This is a genomic window from Reyranella humidisoli (genome assembly GCF_019039055.1).
Classification (GTDB): Bacteria; Pseudomonadota; Alphaproteobacteria; order Reyranellales; family Reyranellaceae; genus Reyranella; species Reyranella humidisoli.
Genome location: NZ_JAHOPB010000001.1, coordinates 1329880 through 1349805 on the forward strand (window position 1 = coordinate 1329880; position 19926 = coordinate 1349805).

The 19926-nt window shown below is 66.4% G+C and carries 20 protein-coding genes; 10 read left to right on the forward strand and 10 right to left on the reverse strand.

Features of this window, described 5'->3' with window-relative positions:
* Positions 1-31: 31 nt before the first annotated feature.
* The gene (locus KQ910_RS06500) at positions 32-970 is read left to right on the forward strand and encodes a LysR family transcriptional regulator (RefSeq protein WP_216957651.1); all 939 of its coding nucleotides are present in this window, start codon (positions 32-34) and stop codon (positions 968-970) included.
* Here the strand turns inward: KQ910_RS06500 and nth are convergent.
* Positions 945-1592 (reverse strand): endonuclease III, encoded by a 648-nt coding sequence (gene nth, locus KQ910_RS06505; RefSeq protein WP_229600343.1) that lies wholly within the window; start codon positions 1590-1592, stop codon positions 945-947. The genes KQ910_RS06500 and nth overlap by 26 nt on opposite strands.
* 13 nt (positions 1593-1605) lie before the next feature.
* Between nth and KQ910_RS06510 the strand changes: the two genes are divergently transcribed.
* The gene (locus tag KQ910_RS06510) at positions 1606-2094 is read left to right on the forward strand and encodes a DUF2244 domain-containing protein (RefSeq protein WP_216957653.1); all 489 of its coding nucleotides are present in this window, start codon (positions 1606-1608) and stop codon (positions 2092-2094) included.
* Between the two features lie 214 nt (positions 2095-2308).
* Here the strand turns inward: KQ910_RS06510 and dapB are convergent, their stop codons facing one another.
* Positions 2309-3106: a 4-hydroxy-tetrahydrodipicolinate reductase gene (gene dapB / locus KQ910_RS06515; RefSeq protein WP_216957654.1), complete on the reverse strand. Its 798-nt coding sequence runs from the start codon at positions 3104-3106 to the stop codon at positions 2309-2311.
* Positions 3107-3162: 56 nt separating this feature from the next.
* Here dapB and KQ910_RS06520 point away from each other — a divergent pair, with 56 nt between their 5' ends.
* The gene (locus KQ910_RS06520; protein WP_216957655.1) at positions 3163-3432 is read left to right on the forward strand and encodes a DUF3303 domain-containing protein; all 270 of its coding nucleotides are present in this window, start codon (positions 3163-3165) and stop codon (positions 3430-3432) included.
* Positions 3433-3461: 29 nt separating this feature from the next.
* Entirely contained in the window at positions 3462-3863 is a 402-nt protein-coding gene (locus tag KQ910_RS06525) for a GFA family protein (RefSeq protein WP_216957656.1), read from the forward strand.
* A gap of 9 nt (positions 3864-3872) precedes the next feature.
* Here the strand turns inward: KQ910_RS06525 and KQ910_RS06530 are convergent, their stop codons facing one another.
* A complete protein-coding gene (locus KQ910_RS06530) occupies positions 3873-5333 on the reverse strand; it encodes a M81 family metallopeptidase (protein WP_229600344.1) in 1461 nt (486 codons plus the stop codon).
* A 4-nt stretch (positions 5334-5337) separates the two neighbouring features.
* Positions 5338-5910: a DNA-3-methyladenine glycosylase I gene (locus tag KQ910_RS06535; RefSeq protein ID WP_439653318.1), complete on the reverse strand. Its 573-nt coding sequence runs from the start codon at positions 5908-5910 to the stop codon at positions 5338-5340.
* A gap of 37 nt (positions 5911-5947) precedes the next feature.
* Between KQ910_RS06535 and KQ910_RS06540 the strand changes: the two genes are divergently transcribed.
* Positions 5948-6667: a haloacid dehalogenase type II gene (locus tag KQ910_RS06540; RefSeq protein ID WP_216957659.1), complete on the forward strand. Its 720-nt coding sequence runs from the start codon at positions 5948-5950 to the stop codon at positions 6665-6667.
* Positions 6668-6784: 117 nt separating this feature from the next.
* Here the strand turns inward: KQ910_RS06540 and KQ910_RS06545 are convergent, their stop codons facing one another.
* Genes KQ910_RS06545 through KQ910_RS06555 form a run of 3 tightly spaced genes read right to left on the reverse strand, consistent with a single transcriptional unit; the run spans position 6785 to position 9995 of the window.
* Entirely contained in the window at positions 6785-8380 is a 1596-nt protein-coding gene (locus KQ910_RS06545) for an ABC transporter substrate-binding protein (protein WP_216957660.1), read from the reverse strand.
* A 13-nt stretch (positions 8381-8393) separates the two neighbouring features.
* Positions 8394-9791 (reverse strand): amidase, encoded by a 1398-nt coding sequence (locus KQ910_RS06550; RefSeq protein WP_216957661.1) that lies wholly within the window; start codon positions 9789-9791, stop codon positions 8394-8396.
* Positions 9792-9800: 9 nt separating this feature from the next.
* Positions 9801-9995 (reverse strand): hypothetical protein, encoded by a 195-nt coding sequence (locus KQ910_RS06555; RefSeq protein ID WP_216957662.1) that lies wholly within the window; start codon positions 9993-9995, stop codon positions 9801-9803.
* Between the two features lie 148 nt (positions 9996-10143).
* Between KQ910_RS06555 and KQ910_RS06560 the strand changes: the two genes are divergently transcribed.
* The 5 genes from KQ910_RS06560 to KQ910_RS06580 are packed head-to-tail and all read left to right on the forward strand — an operon-like array spanning position 10144 to position 15650.
* Positions 10144-11748: an ABC transporter substrate-binding protein gene (locus KQ910_RS06560; protein ID WP_216957663.1), complete on the forward strand. Its 1605-nt coding sequence runs from the start codon at positions 10144-10146 to the stop codon at positions 11746-11748.
* Positions 11749-11779: 31 nt separating this feature from the next.
* Positions 11780-12733, forward strand: coding sequence for an ABC transporter permease (locus KQ910_RS06565; RefSeq protein ID WP_216957664.1), 954 nt, complete (start codon positions 11780-11782; stop codon positions 12731-12733).
* Positions 12734-12737: 4 nt separating this feature from the next.
* A complete protein-coding gene (locus tag KQ910_RS06570) occupies positions 12738-13646 on the forward strand; it encodes an ABC transporter permease (RefSeq protein WP_216957665.1) in 909 nt (302 codons plus the stop codon).
* Between the two features lies 1 nt (position 13647).
* Positions 13648-14682: an ABC transporter ATP-binding protein gene (locus tag KQ910_RS06575; RefSeq protein WP_216957666.1), complete on the forward strand. Its 1035-nt coding sequence runs from the start codon at positions 13648-13650 to the stop codon at positions 14680-14682.
* Complete coding sequence (locus KQ910_RS06580) at positions 14679-15650, forward strand: ABC transporter ATP-binding protein (protein WP_216957667.1); 972 nt, start codon at positions 14679-14681, stop codon at positions 15648-15650. The genes KQ910_RS06575 and KQ910_RS06580 overlap by 4 nt, the downstream gene beginning before the upstream one ends.
* Positions 15651-15938: 288 nt before the next feature.
* Here the strand turns inward: KQ910_RS06580 and dnaJ are convergent, their stop codons facing one another.
* The 3 genes from dnaJ to KQ910_RS06595 all read right to left on the reverse strand — a co-directional run bounded on the left by dnaJ (position 15939) and on the right by KQ910_RS06595 (position 19910).
* Complete coding sequence (gene dnaJ, locus KQ910_RS06585; protein ID WP_216957668.1) at positions 15939-17060, reverse strand: molecular chaperone DnaJ; 1122 nt, start codon at positions 17058-17060, stop codon at positions 15939-15941.
* Between the two features lie 89 nt (positions 17061-17149).
* Positions 17150-19087: a molecular chaperone DnaK gene (gene dnaK, locus KQ910_RS06590; protein WP_216957669.1), complete on the reverse strand. Its 1938-nt coding sequence runs from the start codon at positions 19085-19087 to the stop codon at positions 17150-17152.
* 220 nt (positions 19088-19307) lie between these two features.
* On the reverse strand, positions 19308-19910 hold the full coding sequence (locus KQ910_RS06595) for a nucleotide exchange factor GrpE (protein ID WP_216957670.1): 603 nt from the start codon (positions 19908-19910) through the stop codon (positions 19308-19310).
* Between the last annotated feature and the right edge of the window lie 16 nt (positions 19911-19926).

Consider the following 19926-nt stretch of genomic DNA (forward strand, 5'->3'; position numbering starts at 1 on the left):
AATAGATCGATGAGTAATTATCATCGAATCCATGTCGCTTCGCGCCCTCCGCACGCTCCAGGCCATTGCGCGTCACGGATCCTTCGCCGGCGCCGGCAAGGCGGTCGGCCTCACCCAGTCTGCCGTGAGCCTGCAGGTGAAGGCACTGGAGGAGGAGTTCGGTGCGCCGTTGTTCGATCGCTCGCGCCGCCTGCCGGTGCTGACCGAGGCGGGCCGGATCGTCGTCGCCCGGTCCGCCGAGGTGCTCGCGCTGTACGACGACATTTCGGCTGCGCTGGGCGATGAACGCTCGCTTGCGGGTCGCCTGCGGGTCGGCGCCGTACAGACGGCGCTGGCCGGCGTCCTGCCCGATGCGCTGGTTGCGTTGAACCGCGCCCATCCGCGCGTCCGCGTCTCCGTGTCGGTCGGCCTGTCGGCGGAGATGGCCGAGAAGGTCGCGGCGGGGGAACTCGATGCGGCGCTGACCACCGAGCCGGTGCGGCCCTATCCGGCCGGCCTCGTCTGGACGCCGCTCTATCAGGACCGCTTCTGGCTGTTCGCGCCGCCGGGCCAGGCGCGGCGCAGCGCGCGCGACCTGCTGGCCGAGCTGCCCTTCATCCGCTTCGACAGCAAGGCGTGGGCCGGCCGCGTGATCGACCGCGAGCTACGGCGCATGCGGGTCGAGGTCCACGAGGAGATGGTGCTCGACAGCCAGGACGTGATCCTGCGCATGGTCGAGAAGGGGCTGGGCGTCGCCGTGCTGGCGGTGTCGGACGAGATCTTCGCCGGCCTGCCACTGACCTGCCTGCCGTTCGGCGAGCCGCAGCTCATCCGCAACATCGTGATGCTGGAGCGGCAGGACCGCCGCGGAGGTGGACTCGCCGTGGCGCTGGCCGATGCCGTCAAGGGCGCCAAGGAAGCGGCATCGGCGACGGCCCGGAAGCGCCCGAAGGTCTCCCGCAAGGCTAAGCCGCGACGGTCTTCCCCCTGAAGGTGCAGAGGTCGCTCACGACGCAGGCCGGACACAGCGGCGTGCGGGCCTTGCAGGTGTAGCGGCCGTGCAGGATCAGCCAGTGATGCGCATGCAGCTTGTATTCCTCGGGCACGCGCTTCAGCAGCTTCAGTTCGACCTGCAGCGGGTTCTTGCCCGGCGCCAGCCCCGTGCGGTTGCCGACGCGGAAGATGTGCGTGTCGACGGCGATGGTCGCCTCGCCATAGGCCACGTTCATCACCACGTTGGCGGTCTTGCGGCCGACGCCCGGAAGCGCCTCCAGCTCCTCGTGCGTGCGCGGCACCTCGCCGCCATGCCGATCCAGCAGGAGGTGGCTGAGCGCGATCACGTTCTTCGCCTTGGTGCGGAACAGGCCGATGGTCTTGATGTGGTCGATCAGCTTCTGCTCGCCCAGCGCCACCATCTGGGCCGGCGTCTTCACGAACTCGAACAGCGGTCCGGTGGCCCGGTTCACGCCGACATCGGTGGCCTGCGCCGAGAGCACGACGGCCACCAGAAGCTGGTAGACATTGTCGTATTCCAGCTCCGTCTCGGGCTCCGGCATTGCCTTCCTGAGGCGTGCAAAGAACTCGGGGATGACGGCGGTCTTCATCAGGGCCATATAGCTTCCTACCATGACCGAAGCGCCCGTTCCGGCGGTTCATTTCGCCACCTCGCTGAAGCCCTATCGCAGCCTGTCTGCGGACGGCTTCCGCTTCGTCATGCTGGCCGCCGTCGCGGCCAACCTGGTGATCGGCCTGCCCCTGTTCCTCATGGGCGCCTGGCCGGTCTTCGGCTTCATGGGCCTCGACGTCTTCCTCCTGTGGTGGCTGTTCCAGCGCAGCTATTTCGACGCACGGCGCACCGAGACGCTGACCCTGACCGACCACGACCTGGTCGTGGTCCGGATCTCGCCCGACGGCGAGCGCGAGGAGCTGCGGCTCGACGCCTACTGGCTGAAGGTCGAGGCGACCGAGGAGCGCCTGGTCGTGACCTCCCGGGGCAACCGCGCCGTGATCGGCCGCTTCCTCGGCCCCGAGGAACGCTTGAGGGTCGCCGACCGCCTCAAGGCCGCCATCGCCGAGATGCGCGCGCCCCGTTACGATCACGGTTGGGACGAGTAGCTTAAGGAGACTTCGAGTTAAGCCCTCTCCGCCCGCGCGCAGCGCGGGGGGAGAGGGAGGGGACCCGCGTAGCGGGGAGGGTGAGGTGGGTCTTCGACTCTCATTCCCGCACGACGCATCCGTATCAGGCGCCACCTCACCTCCCCGTTGCTGCGCAACGGGTCCCTTCCTCTCCCCCACTTCGTGGCGGAGAGGACATGTGAGATGGCCTTGCTCAGAGCCCCAGCACGTCCTTCATGCCGTAGAGGCCGGGCTTCCTGCCCTCCAGCCACTTGGCGGACTTCACCGCGCCGGCGGCATAGGTCTCGCGGCTGAACGAGCGGTGGTTGAGTTCGAGCCGCTCGCCGGCCGCCGCGAAGTAGACCGTGTGCACGCCCACCTCCTCGCCGCCGCGCAAGGTGGCGAAGCCGATCTCGCCCGTCGGCCGCGCGCCGGTATGGCCGTCGCGGCTCTTGCGCCAGACTTCCTCGAGCTGGACCTTGCGGCCGGCTGCCGCCGCGCGACCGAGCGCCAGCGCGGTACCGGAAGGCGCATCGATCTTGTGGCGATGGTGCATCTCCAGCACCTCGATGTCGTAGCTGGGATCGAGCATCGCCGCGGTCTTCTCGACCAGCGCCAGCAGGATGTTGACGCCCAGCGCCATGTTGGCCGCCCACATGATCGGCACCTTCTTCGCCGCGTCGTGGATCAGCTTGGTCTGGATGGGATCGAGGCCGGTCGTGCCGATCACCATGGCGACGCCCTTGTCGCTCGCGACCTTGGCATGGGCCACGGTCGCTTCCGGCACGGTGAAGTCGATCACGCACTGGGCGGCGGCGATGGCGGCGGCGCTGTCGTCGCCGATCAGCACGCCGTTGGCTTCGATTCCGGCAACCTCGCCTGCGTCCTTGCCCAGCGCCTTGCTGCCGGGCCTCTCGCTGGCCGCGGCCAGCGACACGCCCTCGGTGCGTGCGATCTGTCGAACCAGCATCTGGCCCATGCGCCCGGAGGCGCCGACGACGGCGATCTTCATCTCGTTCCTCTCAAATTTCTTGGCGTAAACTAACGAATTCAGGACGAGGGGAACACATGCTCTTCATGGTGGTCGAGAAGCTCAAGAACCAGGACGGCAAGGCCGTCTATCGCAAGCTCCAGAAGGGCCGCGGCCTGCCCGACGGGCTGGAGTTCGTCGCGAGCTACGTCACGGCCGATCTCGGCCGCTGCTTCCAGCTCATGCGCACCGACGACATCACGACGTTCCAGCGCTGGATCGCCGACTGGCAGGAGGTCGTCGAGTTCGAGGTCGTGCCGGTGGTCGAAGGCAAGACGACGCGCGAGGCCCTCGAACCGCTACTGTAGGAACAGATTCCGACGAAGGAGAGCAGGCGATGATTACAGGTGGCTGCCATTGCGGCGCGATTCGCTATCAGGCCGGGGGCGACGCCCTCCACCACGCGCTATGCCATTGCACGGACTGTCGGCGGCACGCCGGGGCGCCGATGGTGGGTTGGACGATGTACCCGCACGATGCGGTCAAGGTGACCAAGGGCACTCCCAAGGTCTACGCCTCATCGGAGCATGGAAGGCGGCATTTCTGCCCCGACTGCGGCACCGGGCTGTTCTACGACAACGCCAAGATGTTGCCGGGGCTCATCGATATCCAGAGCGCGACTTACGACGATCCGGATGCAGTGCCGGCGCAGGTCCACATCCAGGTCGCCGACCGGATCGGATGGATGAAGAACGCCCATGAGCTGCCAGCGTTCGACCGCTATCCGCCGCAGCCGTGACGCGGGCGGCTACTTCCAGGGATCGGCCACCTTCGGCCAGAACGGCGTCTTGCGCTTGGTGTAAGGCCAGCGGGTGACGTCTGGGTCGGCGGCGCCGGGCGTGGCGACGTAGAGGATCTCCTTCGCGACGCCGACGAAGCCGTTATAGAAATGCTGCGCCGACTTCACGACGACGACGCGGTAGTCCGCGGGCTCGGCGCCGACCGCGCGGAAGGCGTCGGCGTGGAAGGTCTGGTTGCGGCGCGTGCAGATCGCGATGTCTACATGCTCCGACGAGAGCAGCGCCATGTCGCCGAGCGGGGACATCACCGGCCCGTAGGGCTGGAAGACGTTACGGGCGATCTTCTTCACCGTGACGTCGAGGTCGACCGGATCGCCGCTCACTGTGCCTGACTTGCCGCCCAGCCGCATGCGGATGCGCGCGCCCTCGCCCGCCTCCTCGGCGATCTGAAAGGCCATCGGATCCCACATCACGCCGAACAAAGCCGGGCCGATCTCGCGCTCGACCAAGGCCTTCAGCACGAAGGTCGAATCGCCCGGCGCGCCCGAGCCCGGATTGTCGGCGCGGTCGGCCAGGACCAGCGGTCCCTGGTTGTGCGAGGCGGCGCGGTCCATCGCCTCGTCGATGGTCAGGTATTTGGTGGCATAGCGTTCGCGGTTGTCCCACAGCTCCTTGCCCAGCTGCTCGGCCAGGGCTTCGGCCTTCTTCATGTCGCCGTCGGCCACGACCAGGGTGCGGGTGCCGACATCTTCCACGTCGGCGAAGGAGAAGCCGTGGCTCAGCGAGACGGAGAGGATGCCGTCCTTGCCCTCGAGGCTCTTCATGCGGACGACGTACTCGCTGATCGGCGGCACGGAGGTGCGGTACTGCGCGATCATGCGGCAGTCGTAGCGCGCCATCACCGGCTTCACCTTGCCCTCGACCGTGTCGGCAATGATGGCAAACAGCTCGGCCGCCCGCTCCATCGTGTCGGTGTGCGGGTATTCCTTGTAGCCCACCAGCACGTCGGCGCTGTCGAGCATCAGCGCGCTCAGGTGACAGTGCAGGTCGAACTCGGCGCCGATCGCGACCTTGGGCCCGACGATGGCGCGGATGCGCGACAGGAGATCGCCCTCGCAGTCGTCGTAGCCGTCGGCCACCATCGCGCCGTGCACGTTGATCAGCACGGCATCGAGCGGCAGGGCCGCCTTCACGCCATCCAGGACCTCGTCGCGGAAATCCTCGTAGACCTTGCGCACGGTCGTGCCCGAGGGGGCGGCGAAGGTCGAGAGCCCCTCGATCACCGTCCAGCCGCGCTTCTCCGTCTCCTTGCGCCAGACATGCATCGGGGCGGTGAAGTTGGTCGGCGCGTGCTTCGTGGCGTCGCCGTGCCAGATGCCGTGCTCCTGATAGCCGCGCAGGCCGGTCGGGAAGGGCACGAACTGGTTGGTCTCGGTCCCGAGGGCCGCGATGAACACACGCTTGGTCAACGAATTACTCCTTGGCGCAATGGCAGCCCACGACATGGTCGTCGACCACGCCCGAGGCTTGCATGAAGGCATAACAGATCGTGGAGCCGACGAACTTGAAGCCGGCCTTCTGCAACGCCTTGGACAGGGCGTCGCTCTCGGGCGTTCGTGCCGGCACGCCCTTCAGGTCCTTCGGGCGGTTCTTCTTCGGTTTGCCGCCGACGAAGCTCCACAGGAACCTGGAAAAGGAGCCTTCGCGCTCCATGAGCGCGAGATAGGCCTGGGCGTTGGTCACGCTGGCGGCGATCTTGCCCTTGTGGCGGATGATGCCGGGATCGAGCAGCAGCTTCTCCAGCTTCGCAGGGCGATAGCGCGCGATCTTCTCCGGGGCGAACCCGTCATAGACCTTGCGATAGTGCTCGCGCTTGCGCAGCACCGTGATCCAGGAGAGGCCCGCCTGGCAGCCTTCGAGGGTCAGAAGCTCGAACAAAGCGCGGTCGTCGCGCAGCGGACGGCCCCATTCCGTGTCGTGGTATTTCTGGTAGAGCGGATCGTCGGAGACCCAGCCGCATCTTGGCTTGCCGTCCGCGCCGCTCACTCTATCGTGCTTCCAAACCATGTGAGGAAGCTACCCAATGTCCAAGGTCCCCGCCAATCTGAAGGTCTGCATTTTCGATGTATTCGGCACCGTCGTCGACTGGCGCGGCAGCCTGATCGCCGACCTGCCCGCGCTCGGCAGGAAATACGGAATCGAGACCGACTGGACGAGCTTCGCCGACGACTGGCGCGGCCTCTACCAGCCGCAGATGGGCCGGGTGCGCAAGGGCGAGCTGCCGTGGACGCGCATCGACGACCTGCACAAGGAAGCCTTCGAGATGCTGCTGCAGAAGCGCGGCCTCAAGCATCCGGGCGAGGAAGGCGCGTGGGAGTTCACGCACCTCTGGCACAAGCTGCGCCCCTGGCCCGATTCGGTCGAGGGCATCGGCATGATGAAGAAGAAGTACGTCGTGGCCACGCTCAGCAACGGCAACGTCGCGCTGCTGATCAATATGGCGAAGAACGGCGGCATCCCGTGGGATCATTGCTTCTCGGGCGAGACCTTCCATCACTACAAGCCCGACCCCGAGGCCTATCTCGGCGTGGTCGACAGCATGTATCTCAAGCCCGAGCAGGTCATGCTGGTCGCGGCGCACAACAACGATCTCGCGGCGGCGCAGAAGTGCGGCCTGTCGACCGGCTTCGTGCTGCGCCCCGGCGAACACGGCCCCGGCCAGACCCGCGACCTCAAGGCCGAGGGCGACTGGAACGCCGTTGGCACCTCGATGATCGATCTCGCGAAGAAGCTTGGGTGCTGATTCTGCTGAATAAGGATCCTTCGCTTCGCTCAGGATGACACCGATTTTTGGATCGGCGCACTGCGCCAATCCCAGCAATAGTGTCATCCCGAACGAATTGAGGGATCCTTAGCTCTCTTACACCCCGATCGTCGTCAGATCCTGGAACCAGTGCTGGGCCTGGATGTAGGACTTGATCTTGGGTGACAGCGCGTGCGGGTTGGTGTCGTGGACGACCCAGATCAGCACGGCGTCGTCGACCACCTTCTCGTGCACCCTGGCCATGATGGCGTCCTGCCTGGCCGGATCGAACTGCTGGAGCGCCTCGTCGATCAGCTTGTCGACCTCGGGGCTGGCATAGTTGCTCCAGTTCACGCCGACGGGCGCACCCTGGTTGGACGCGAAGAAGCGCGTGAAGGCGTAGAGCGGATCCGACGTCACGTAGGCGATGTTGTTGGCAGTGACGTCCTTGTTCATCTCGGCCTTGGCGCCGGCGCGCCACGCGGTGTAGAGCGCCTCGAGCTCGACGACCTTGAATTCGAGGTCGATGTAGACGTCCTTGAACATCTGCTGGATGGCCTCGTTCATCGGCAGAGACAGCATCTGGCCGCTGCCGCCCGAGGCGACCACGAATTTGGTCTTGAGCGGCTGGGCTTTGCTGAAGCCGGCGGCGCTCATCAGCATGCGCGCCTCGTCCGGTGCGAACTTGATCTCGAAGTTCGGCTTGCCGAACCACGGGCTCGACTTGTCGACCTGGCCGAATGCCGGCGTGGCGAGGCCGCCCAGCAGCTGCACGATGGCGGTACGGTCGATCGCGAGGTTGGCGGCCTTGCGCAGGCGGATGTCGGTCCACGGCGAGCCCGGCAGCATCGACGGGTGATAGTTCCAGACGTGCGGCGTGACGTTCTGCACGATCTTCATGCCGGCCTTGGTCAGGCGGTCGACCGTGTCGGGCGTCGGCGTCTCGATCAGATCGACGGAACCTGAGAGAAGGGCGGCCGTGCGCGTCGCACCCTCGGGTGCGACCACGAGGATCATGCGGTCGGCCTTGGGGATGCGCTTGGGGTTCCAGTACGCCTCGTTCTTGACCAGTTCGGCGCGCTCGCGCGGCACCAGGCGGGCGAGCTTGAACGGGCCGGTGCCCGACGGCTCGGAGGCGAACTTGTTCCAGTCCTTGCCGAGCTTCTCGAACTGCGCCGGGCTCGAGACCAGGAACCACAGCATCTGGTAGGGAAAGAGCGCGTCGACGACCTTGGTCTTCACCTCGACCGTCATGTCGTCGATCTTCTTGTAGCTGGCGACCGACGGCAGGCGCGGCCGCACCTGCGAGGCCTGGCGCTGATCGAACTGCGGCGCCTTGGTATCGAACACCTTGTCGAAGTTCCAGATTACCGCGTCGGCGTTGAACGCGGACCCGTCATGGAACTTCACGCCGTCGCGCAACTTGAAGGTCCACAGGGTCTTGTCGGCGTCGTTGACCTTCCACTCGGTGGCGAGGCCCGGGATCAGCTTGCCCGGCCGGTCGGAGATATCCATCTCCCAGGCGACCAGCGGATCGTAGAGCGTGTAGCCGGTGAACTTGTAGGCACCGGCGCCGCGATCGGGCTGGCCGGTGGTGAGCGGCACGTCGGCCATCGAGATGCCGAAGCGCACGACCTTTTCCTGTGCAAGCGCGGGGATCGGCAGCGCCGCCAGCGCACTGGCGGCAATGAAGGTACGGCGGGACACGCTCATTTCGGGACTCCTGTCAGAGTTTCGGTCGGTGCGAGCGCCACGGCGTGGCGCGTTCGTAGGCGGATCCGGCGGCGATGACGCTGGCTTCGTCGAAGGCACGGCCGGCAAGCTGGAAGGCGAGCGGCATGCCGTCGGCGCCGAAACCGCAGCACACCGCGGCGGCGGGCTGGCCGGTGACGTTGAACGGCATGCTGAGCGAGGGCTTGCCGAGGAAGTGGAAGATCGGCGCCGGCTCCTCGAAGATTTCCGGCGGGCCCCACTGGTTGGCCGTCATCACGAGGTCGTAGCCGCGCATCGCCTCGCGCGTGTCCTGCTGCAGCTTGCGGCGGAAGCGCAGCGCCGAGATGTACTGCTCGGCCGACAGGAAGGCGCCGAGCTGGAAGCGCCGCCGCGTCGTGTAGCCGAACTTCTCCGGCCGCTCGATCACGTCACGGCGATGGATGGCATGCGCCTCGGTGGTGATGATGACGCGGCCGCAGATGTGATAGTCGCGGATATCGGGGAAGACCACCTCCTCGACCGTGGCGCCGAGGTCGCGCATCACGCGCACGGCCTCTTCCATGCCCTTGGCCATGTCTTCCGACAGCTTGCCGTCCGGGCCTTCGTACCAGCTGCGGGCCAGGGCGATGCGCATGCCCTTGATCGGGCGCTGCGCCGCGGCGCCGTAGTCGACCTTCGCGGTGCGCGCGGAGGCCTGGTCGTTGGGATCGTGGCCGGCCAGCACGTCGAGCATCAGCGCGCAGTCCTCGGTCGTCCAGGCCATGGGCCCGGCGGTGTCGAGGCTGAAGGAGAGCGGGAAGACGCCGCAGCGACTCACAAGCCCATAGGTCGGCTTGATGCCGGCGATGGCGCAGTAGCCTGCCGGGTTGCGGATCGAGCCGCCGGTGTCTGATCCCATCGCGCCCATGCAGAGCGCCGCCGCGACGGCCGCGCCCGAGCCGCTCGAGGAGCCGCCGGGCTGGAACTCGATGTTCCACGGGTTGCGCACGGGCGGAAACGGCTGGTCCGGCGTCATCGCGCCGTTGGCGAACTCGTGGGTGCCGAGTTTGCCCAGGATCACGGCGCCGCCGGCCTTCAGGCGCCGCACGGTCTCCGCATCGATCGCCGGCACATAGTCGATCCTGAGATGCGAGTGGCCGGTCGTCTTGATGCCGGCCGTCTCGTAGATGTCCTTCAGGCCGATCGGGATGCCGTGCATCGGCCCGCGCCGCAGGCCGCCGCTCATCTCCATGTCGGCCTGGCGCGCGGCATTGAGCGCGATGTCCGCCGTCACGGTGACGTAGCTCGAGAGGTTGCGATCGACGGTGGCGATGCGCGCGAGGAAGGCCTCGGTGAGCCTGGTGGAAGTGAGATCGCCGCGTGCCATCAGGCGACCTGCCTCGGCAATACGGAGCGTCGTGAGATCGGTCATGGGACCCTCCTACTCGTCGGCCCGGAAGATCTGCGGCGGCTCGGCTGCCCAGGCCCAGCGCTGGGGGATGCGATCCATCAGGCCGAGCAGCCCGACATAGCCCTTGTGCAGATGCCCGATGTCTTCCTCGGTCAGGGTGAGACCGGTCAGCGCGGCGCGTGCCCGAAACTCCTCGAGCGTTGGCGCCTTGATCGACGATGTCATGAGAATCCTCCGCCCGGCCGAACATGCAATCGACATGCCGCGTGATTCGCGGTGGCCGGCATCGCGTTGGCTTGGCGCTTGCATGATGGAAGGCGCGAGCGTCTCCCGGTGGGGTTGTCGACGCGATCGCCGAACTCAGGAGCGATGAATGTTCAAAGGCCTTCGTATCGCCGTTGCCGGCTTCGGCGTTCTCGCAGCGACCGCGTTGCCTGCCTTCGCACAAGGCACTCTGCGCATCGGCATGACAGCCGCCGACATTCCCCTGACCACAGGGCAGCCCGACCAGGGCTTCGAGGGTTTCCGCTTCGCCGGCTATACGATCTATGACGCACTCGTGAACTGGGACCTGTCGAAGGCCGACACGATCGCCGACATCCGCCCGGGTCTTGCGCTGTCCTGGGCGCCGGTCGAGGGCGAGCCGACCAAGTGGGTCTTCAAGCTGCGCGAGGGCGTGAAGTTCCACGACGGATCGGACTTCGACGCCGATGCGGTGATCTGGAACCTCGACAAGGTCCTGAACGACAAGTCGCCCCAGTTCGACAGCAAGCAGCTCGCCCAGGTGCGCGCGCGCATCCCGACGCTGGTCGGCTACAAGAAGATCGACAAGAACACGGTCGAGCTCACCACCCGGATCGTGAACTCGCTGTTCCCGTACGACATGTCCTACGTCTTCTATTCCAGCCCGGCGAACTGGGAGAAGCAGGGCAAGGACTGGAACAAGGTCGCGCTGAACCCGTCGGGCACCGGCCCGTTCAAGGTCGACCGCGTCGTGCCGCGCGAGCGCCTGGAACTCTCGCGCAACGCCGAATACTGGGAAAAGGCGCGCGTGCCGAAGGTCGACAAGGTGATCCTGTTCCCGATGCCGGAGGCCGCGACCCGCACGGCCGCCCTCCTGGCGGGCCAGGTCGACTGGATCGAAGTGCCGGCGCCCGACGCCATCCCGCGCCTCAAGCAGGGTGGCATGACCATCGTCACCAACAAGTATCCGCACAACTGGGCCTATCAGCCCAGCATGGTCGAGGGCTCGCCGTGGACCGACATCCGGGTGCGCAAGGCGGCCAACCTCGCGATCGATCGCGCCGGAATCAACAAGCTGCTGGGCGGCCTGATGATCGAGTCCAAGGGCCATGTCTATCCGGGCCATCCGTGGTTCGGCTCGCCCTCCTTCGACATCAAGTACGATCCGGCGGCGGCCAAGAAGCTGCTGGCTGAAGCGGGCTACAGCGCGACCAAAAAGCCGAAGATCAAGATCGCGATCTCGACCTCGGGTTCGGGCCAGATGCTGCCGTTGCCGATGAACGAATACGTGCAGGAGAACCTGAACGCCGTGGGCTTCGACGCGACATTCGAGGTCATGGAATGGAATGCGCTGGTGACCTTCGCTTTCCAGCCGGTGACGGGCGACAACGCCAAGAAGGCCGGCGTGAACGGCATCAACATCAGCCGCGCCACGGTCGATCCCTACTCGGCTTTCACGCGCCTGATGAACAGCAACTTCGTGCCGCCGGTTGGCGCCAACTGGGGCGTGCTGAAGGACGAGAAGCTCGATGCCATGATCAACAAGGCGCACACCAGCTTCGACAAGGCCGAGCAGACCAAGGCCCTGTCCGAGGTCCACACCTACATCGTCGACCAGTCCTACTGGGTCTGGATCGCGCACGACCTCAACCCGCGTGCGATGAGCCCCAAGGTGAAGGGCTTCGTGCAGGCGCAGAGCTGGTTCCAGGACCTGACGCCGGTCGAAATCAAGTAGCGCAACACGCATCAAAGAGAGGCGGGCCGCAATGCTCCTCTACGCCCTACGCCGCCTGATCTACCTCGTCCCTGTCGCCTTCGGCGTGTCACTGCTCGTCTTCGCGCTGGTGCACCTGGCGCCGGGCGATCCGATCTCCGCGATCGTGCCGCCGGATGCGCCCAAGGAAGTGGTCGACAAGCTCAAGGAGTATTACGGCTTCGACAAGCCGCTGCCGGTGCAATACCTGCGCTGGCTCGGCGTGACGCTGACCGGCGACCTCGGCACCTCGATCGGGACCGGCCGGTCGGTCGCGGCCGAGGTCGGCAGCGCCTTCGGCAACACGATCATCCTGGCGATCGCCGCCACGCTGTTCGCCTTCACGCTGGCCGTGATCCTGGGGACCGCGGCGGCCTATGCGAAGTCGCGCATCGTCGACCGGCTGGTGACGCTGATCTCGCTGATCGGCGTCAGCGTGCCCCACTTCTGGCTGGCCATCGTGCTGGTCATCATCTTCGCGGTGGAACTGGGCGTGCTGCCGCCCATGGGCATCGGGCCGGAAAACTCCACCGGCTGGACGTTCGACCGGGCGCACCTCGCGCACATGGTGCTGCCGACCATCGCACTCTCCGTGATCCCGCTCGGCGTCGTCACCCGCACGGTGCGATCGACCGTGAAGGAAACGCTCAGCATGGAGTTCGTGACGGCGCTGCAGGCCAAGGGCATGCGGGACAGCCGGATCCTGCTCCATGTGCTGAAGAACGCCGCGCCGACCTGCCTCGCCGTGATGGGCCTGCAGGCCGGCAACCTGATCGGCGGTTCCATCCTGATCGAGACGGTGTTCGCCTGGCCAGGTACCGGCTTCCTGCTGAACAGCGCCATCTTCCGCCGCGACCTGCCGATCCTGCAGGGCACGACCCTCGTGCTCGCCGGCTTCTTCATGTTGCTCAACCTGACCGTGGACATCATCCAGACCATGGTCGATCCGCGCATCAAGCGAGGCTGAACCCATGGCCCTGCAAAGTCCCTCGCTCGACGTCGGCGGCGCCGTCCTGATGGCGCCGAAGCCCACCGCCGGTGGTCGCGGCTACTGGCAATCGGTCGGGCGGCGCCTGCGCCGCGACCCGGTCACGCTGATCTGCGCGGCGATCCTGATCCTGCTGGTGCTGGCCTCGATCGCCGCGCCCTACCTCTATCTCGCAGACCCCTACAAGACGTCGATGATCCGCCGTCTCTATCCGCTCGGCTCGCCCAATCACTGGCTGGGCACCGACGAGCTGGGACGCGACATGTTCGCCCGCCTGATCTATGGCGGCCGCCTGTCGCTGTTCATGGGCGTGACACCGGTCGTCTTTGCGCTGCTGATCGGTGGCTCGCTGGGCATCCTGGCAGGCTTCGTCGGCGGCAAGACCAACATGGCGATCATGCGCATCATGGACGTGTTCTATGCCTTCCCGTCGGTGCTGCTGGCGATCTCGCTGTCGGGCGCACTGGGCGCCGGCACCGAGAACACGCTGCTGTCGCTTACCCTCGTGTTCATTCCGCCGATCTGCCGCGTCTCGGAGAGTGTCACCACCCAGGTGCGCGGCTTCGACTTCGTCGACGCGGCCAAGGCCAGCGGTGCCTCGGCCTTCACCATCGTGCGCGTCCATGTGCTGGGCAACGTGCTGGGACCGATCCTGGTCTATGCGACCTCGCTGATCAGCGTGGCGATCATCCTGGCCGCAGGCCTGAGCTTCCTCGGTCTCGGCGTCAAGCCGCCGGAGCCGGAATGGGGCCTGATGCTGAATACGCTGCGGCAGGCGATCTACGTCAACCCGGTCCTCGCGGCCCTGCCGGGCGTGATGATCTTCATCACCTCGATCTGCTTCAACCTGATGAGCGATGGCCTGCGGGCGGCCATGGATGTGAAGGCCTGACATGGACACGCTGCTTCCCATCCAGGACCGCGGCGGCCCCGCCCAGCCGCTGCTGCTCGCCACCGGCCTGCGCAAGCACTTCCCCGTCGCGGGCGGCCTGCTCGGCCGCACGACCAAGGTCGTGCGTGCCGTCGACGATCTCACCCTGTCGGTTGCCAAGGGCGAGACTCTGGGTGTCGTGGGCGAGTCGGGCTGCGGCAAGTCGACGGTGGCGCGGCTCCTCATCCGCCTCATCAAGCCGGACAAGGGCACGATGGTGCTCGACGGCGATCCGGTCGACGAGCCGCACGGCATCACCGTGAACGAACTGCGCCGCCAGGTGCAGATGGTGTTCCAGGATTCCTACGCCTCGCTCAACCCGCGCCTCACCATCGCCGAGACTCTGGCCTTTGCACCGCGCGCCCACGGCCTGCCCGCGGCCGAAGCGCGCGAGCGCGTGCGCGACCTTCTAAGCAAGGTGGGCCTCGATCCGGCAAACTACGCCACGCGCTATCCGCACGAATTGTCGGGCGGCCAGCGCCAGAGGGTGAACATCGCGCGTGCCCTCGCGCTCCGGCCGCGCCTGATCATCCTCGACGAGGCGGTATCGGCGCTCGACAAGTCGGTCGAGGCGCAGGTGTTGAACATGCTGGTCGACCTCAAGACCGAGCTCGACCTCACCTACGTTTTCATCAGCCACGATCTCAACGTCGTGCAGTATCTCAGCGACCGCGTGCTGGTCATGTATCTCGGCAAGATCGTCGAACTGGGTCCGGTCGAGGCGATCTACGGCAATCCGCAGCATCCCTACACACGCGCGCTCCTTTCGGCGCGGCCATCGATGGACCCGCGCAAGCGGACCCACGAGGCGCCCATCCAGGGCGATCCGCCCAATCCGATCGATCCACCCTCGGGTTGCCGCTTCCGCACGCGCTGCCCCTTCGCCGAAGACGTCTGTGCCCGCCTGGAACCACCGCTGGCCGATGCCGGCGCCCAGGCCGTGGCCTGCCACATGCGCGTGCCCGGTTCGGGACATTCCAAGGCGGTGGCCGCATGACCGACCAGACCAACCTCCTCGAGGTCCGCGACCTCCACGTCACCTTCGTCACGCCAGACCGCACGGTGCACGCCGTCAACGGCGTCAGCTTCGATCTCGCGCGCGGCGAGACGCTCGGCATCCTGGGCGAATCCGGCTCAGGAAAAAGCGTCACCCTGCGCTCGATCCTGCGGCTCCATCCCGAGCATCGCACACGCTGGTCCGGCAGCATCAAGCTGCAGGGCGACGAGGTGCTCGAGATGGGATCCAAGGCGCTGTCCGACCTGCGCGGCCAGCGTGTCTCGATGATCTTCCAGGAGCCGGCGACGGCGTTCGATCCGGTCTTCACCATCGGCCAGCAGATTGCCGAGACGGTGCGCCGCCATACCGGCAAGAGCGAAACCGAGGCCATGAAGCGGGCCAAGGACCTGCTGGAAATGGTGCGCATCCCCTCTCCGGCGCAACGGCTCAAGGCCTATCCGCACGAGATGTCGGGCGGCATGCGCCAGCGCGCCATGATCGCGCTCGCGCTCTCCTGCAATCCCACCCTGCTGCTGGCCGACGAGCCGACCACGGCGCTCGACGCCACGGTGCAGATCCAGGTGCTGCTGCTGATCCGCGAGCTGCAGCGCGAGTTCAACCTCGGCGTCATCTTCGTCACCCACGATATCGGCGTGGCCGTCGAGGTCTCCGACCGGATCGGCGTCATGTATGCCGGCAAGCTGGTGGAGATGGCGCCGGTCGAGCGCATGGTCGACGCGCCGCAACATCCCTACAGCCGCGGCCTGCTGGCTTCGACCGTCCATGACGGCATGCGCGGCCAGCGTCTCGAATCCATCCCGGGCGCGCCGCCCGATCTCGCGGAAGTCCCGTCCGGCTGCAGCTTCGCGCCGCGCTGCAAGTTCGTCCGTCCCGATTGCACGACGGCGGTCCCGTCGCTGCGCGACGTCGAAGCCGCGCACGCGGTGCGCTGCGTGCTGGCGGCGTAGAGTCTTTCCGGCGAATTTGAATCAGTCGAGCAATTGCCTCACCCTGAGCAGCATCGCGCAGCGATGCGTCTCGATCGCGCGGGGTAACCCCCGCGCTTTGGTGGGGGCGCGCAACCAGCCAGTTGCCCATCCTTCGAGACGCGCCGCTTCGCGGCGCTCCTCAGGATGAGGTAGGTGCTTGAATCGATTCAATTCATTTCCGGCCAGCCTCTCAGGATGAGGTGGGGCGGGTGAACTTGAAGCGGAAAGACTCTACCGGTAGCCCAGTGAGCCTGAATGTCGGCGGCCTCAGCCGCCGAACATCTCCTTCACCTTGCTGAAGAAGCCTTCGGATTCGGGGCTGGTCTTGCCGGCCTTCTCGAATTCCTTGAGCAGTTCCTTCTGCTTGGAGGTGAGGTTGGTGGGAGTCTCGACGTTGATCTCGATGTACATGTCGCCGTGCTGGCTGGAGCGCATGATCGGCATGCCCTTGCCGCGCATGCGGAACTGGTGCCCGTTCTGTGCCCCGGCGGGAATGTTGACGCGGGCCATCTTGCCGTCGAGCGTCGGCACTTCGATGTTGCCGCCCAGCGTGGCCTGCACCATCGAGATCGGCACTCGGCAATGCACGTCGGCGCCCTCGCGCTCGAAGAGCTGGTGGCGGCGCACCGACAGAAACACGTAGAGATCGCCGGCCGGACCGCCGCGCGCACCGGCCTCGCCTTCGCCGCTGAGGCGAATGCGCGTGCCGTCCTCGACGCCGGCCGGGATGTTGACCTTGAGGGTCTTCTCGCGACGGACGCGGCCCTGGCCCGCGCAGCTCTTGCACGGCTTGTCGATCACCTGGCCTGCGCCGTGGCAGGTATGGCAGGCGCGTTCGACGGTGAAGAAGCCCTGCTGCGCCCGGACCCGGCCGCGGCCCTGGCAGGTCGGACACTGGTGCGGCTTGGAGCCGGCCTCGGCGCCGCTGCCGTGGCAGACTTCGCAGGAGACCGAACTCGGCACGCGCACCGTGGCTTCGGTGCCGCCATAGGCCTGTTCGAGCGTGATCTCGAGATTGAAGCGCAGGTCCTGGCCGCGCATGTCGGCGCGTCCGCCGCGCCCGCGCTGGCCGCCGGCGCCGAACATCTCCTCGAAGATGTCGCCGAACACCGAACCGAAATCGAAACCCTGTCCGCCCTGGAACGGACCGCCCGGACCCGCGCCGCCCTCGAAGGCGGCGGCGCCGTAGCGGTCGTAGGCCGCACGCTTCTCCGGATCCTTCAGGATGTCGTAGGCGTGGTTGATTTCCTTGAACTTCCGTTCCGCTTCCTTGTCGCCGGGATTGCGGTCGGGATGGTGCTGCATGGCGAGCTTGCGGTACGCCTTCTTGATGTCGTCGGCACCGGTCGTGCGCTCAACTCCAAGCAGCTCGTAAAAGTCTTGCGACATAGCGGTTTACGCAGCCCCCACTGGCCCCTTGCAGATCGGCCTCCCGCTCGCGCGAGAGGCCGTCGTCCCATCTAGCCGGGTGTCCCCGATCAGGATCCCGTCTTCTTGTTCTTGTCGGTGACGTCCTCGAACTCGGCGTCGACGACCTTCTCGCCCTTGGCGTCGGTCGCGCCGCCGCCGGGCGCACCGCCCGCGGCCCCTGCACCGGCCTGCGCCTCGGCCTGCTGGGCCTTGTACATGGCCTCGCCGAGCTTCATCGCCGCCTGGGTCAGGTCGTTGGTCTTGCCCTTGATCGCCTCGACGTCCTCGCCCGCCAGAGCGGTCTTGAGGCCCTCGAGCGCACCTTCGATCTCGGCCTTCTCGGCGGGGCTCACCTTCTCGCCGTACTCCGCCAGGTGCTTGGTCGTGGAGTGGACCAGCGCCTCGCCCTGGTTGCGGGCGTCGATCAGCTCGCGCTTCTTCTTGTCCTCCTCGGCATGCAGCTCGGCATCCTTAACCATCTTCTGGATGTCGGCCTCGCTGAGGCCGCCCGAAGCCTGGATGCGGATCTGCTGCTCCTTGCCGGTGGCCTTGTCCTTGGCCGAGACCTGCACGATGCCGTTGGCGTCGATGTCGAACGTGACTTCGACCTGAGGCACGCCGCGCGGTGCCGGCGGGATGCCGACCAGGTCGAACTGGCCCAGCATCTTGTTCTGGGCGGCGATCTCGCGCTCGCCCTGGAACACGCGGATGGTCACCGCGGTCTGGTTGTCGTCGGCCGTCGAGAAGGTCTGGCTCTTCTTGGTCGGGATGGTCGTGTTGCGCTCGATGAGGCGCGTGAACACGCCGCCCAGCGTCTCGATGCCGAGCGACAGCGGCGTCACGTCGAGCAGCAGGACGTCCTTGACCTCGCCCTTCAGCACGGCCGCCTGGACTGCCGCGCCGACCGCGACGACTTCGTCGGGATTGACGTTGCGGGCCGGCTCCTTGCCGAAGAACTGCTTAACGACCTCGATGACCTTCGGCATGCGCGTCATGCCGCCGACCAGGATGACCTCGTCGATCTGGCCGGCCTGCAGGCCGGAGTCCTTGAGCGCCGCCTTGCAGGGCTCGAGCGTCCGCTGCACCAGGTCGTCGACCAAGGCCTCGAGCTTGGCGCGCGAGAGCTTGATGACGAGGTGCTTCGGGCCCGACGCATCGGCCGTGATGAACGGCAGGTTGATCTCGGTCTCCTTGGAATTGGAGAGCTCGATCTTGGCCTTCTCGGCCGCTTCCTTCAGGCGCTGCAGGGCCAGCTTGTCGTTGCGCAGGTCGATGCCCTGCTCCTTTTTGAACTCGTCGGCCAGGTAGCTGATGATGCGCTGGTCGAAGTCCTCGCCACCCAGGAAGGTGTCGCCGTTGGTCGCCTTCACCTCGAACACGCCGTCGCCGATCTCGAGGATCGACACGTCGAAGGTGCCGCCGCCCAGATCGTAGACTGCGATCGTGCCCGTCTTGCGCTTGTCCATGCCGTAGGCAAGGGCAGCCGCCGTCGGCTCGTTGATGATGCGCAGCACTTCAAGGCCGGCGATGCGGCCGGCGTCCTTGGTGGCCTGGCGCTGGGCGTCGTTGAAGTAGGCCGGGACGGTGATGACCGCCTGGTCGACCTTCTCGCCGAGATAGGCCTCGGCGGTCTCCTTCATCTTGCCCAGGATGAACGCCGAGATCTGGCTCGGGCTGTACTGTTCGCCGTTCACCTCGACCCACGCGTCGCCGCTCGGCGCCTTGTCGATCTTGAAGGGGACCAGCGTCTTCTCCTTCGCGACCATCGGATCGTCGAAGCGGCGCCCGATCAGGCGCTTCACGGAATAAAGGGTCTTCAGCGGATTGGTGACCGCCTGACGCTTGGCCGACTGACCGACCAGGCGCTCGCCGCCGTCGGTGAAGGCGACCATGGACGGCGTGGTGCGCGCGCCCTCGGAATTCTCGATGACCTTGGTGTCGCCGCCTTCCATGACCGCGACGCACGAGTTGGTCGTACCCAAGTCGATGCCAATGACTTTCGCCATGATTCTACTCTCTTCCCTCGGCAGGCCGTTTCGGACCCAAAGGCGTCCGATCAGCCCCCGTAATATGGTTACCTGCCGGAAAAACCGGATCAGGACAGGGGCTATATAGGTCCTGTCCGGCCGCCTGCAATGGACTTAAGGACCAAAATCTCCGCTGGAAAGTGCCGTCTGACGCACTACCAGCGATTCAGCCGGAAAGGCCGGTGCGACCGGCCCGACCCTAGTTTTCGTTGCCAGCCGAAGGGCTGGAGGCGGGGCCGCCCTTGGACACCGCGACCATGGCGGCACGCAAGAGGCGGCCGGCGATCAGGTATCCCGGGATCAGTTCCTGCACGACGGTGCCGGACGGAACGTCGGGGTTCTCGATCTCCATCATGGCCTGATGGAACTCGGCGTTGAACGGCTTGCCCAGGCTCTCGATGCGGGTGACGCCATGGCGCTCCAGCACCGACTGCAGCTCGCGATCGGTGGCCTGGATGCCGACGATCACGTTGCGCAGGGCCGGGTCCAGGGAGTCGAGGTCCGCCGGCAGCGCCGACAAGGCGCGGCCGAAATTGTCGGCCACGGAAAGCACATCGCGGGCGAAGCGCTCGTTCCCGAACTTGCGCTCCTTCTCGACGTCCTGCTGGGCGCGGCGGCGCACGTTCTGCGCCTCGGCCAGGGCCCGGAGCTGCTTGTCCTGGAGATCGGCCTTCTCGGCCTGGAGCTGCTCGACGAGACGCTGCCATTCGGCGGCGCTTTCGGGCCGCGGCGGAATGTCGATATCGTCGGGGTCGACCGGCCCATCCGCCGGCGTGCCGCCCGCGGTTGGATCGCTGGCCATGTGTTGTCCCTTTTGT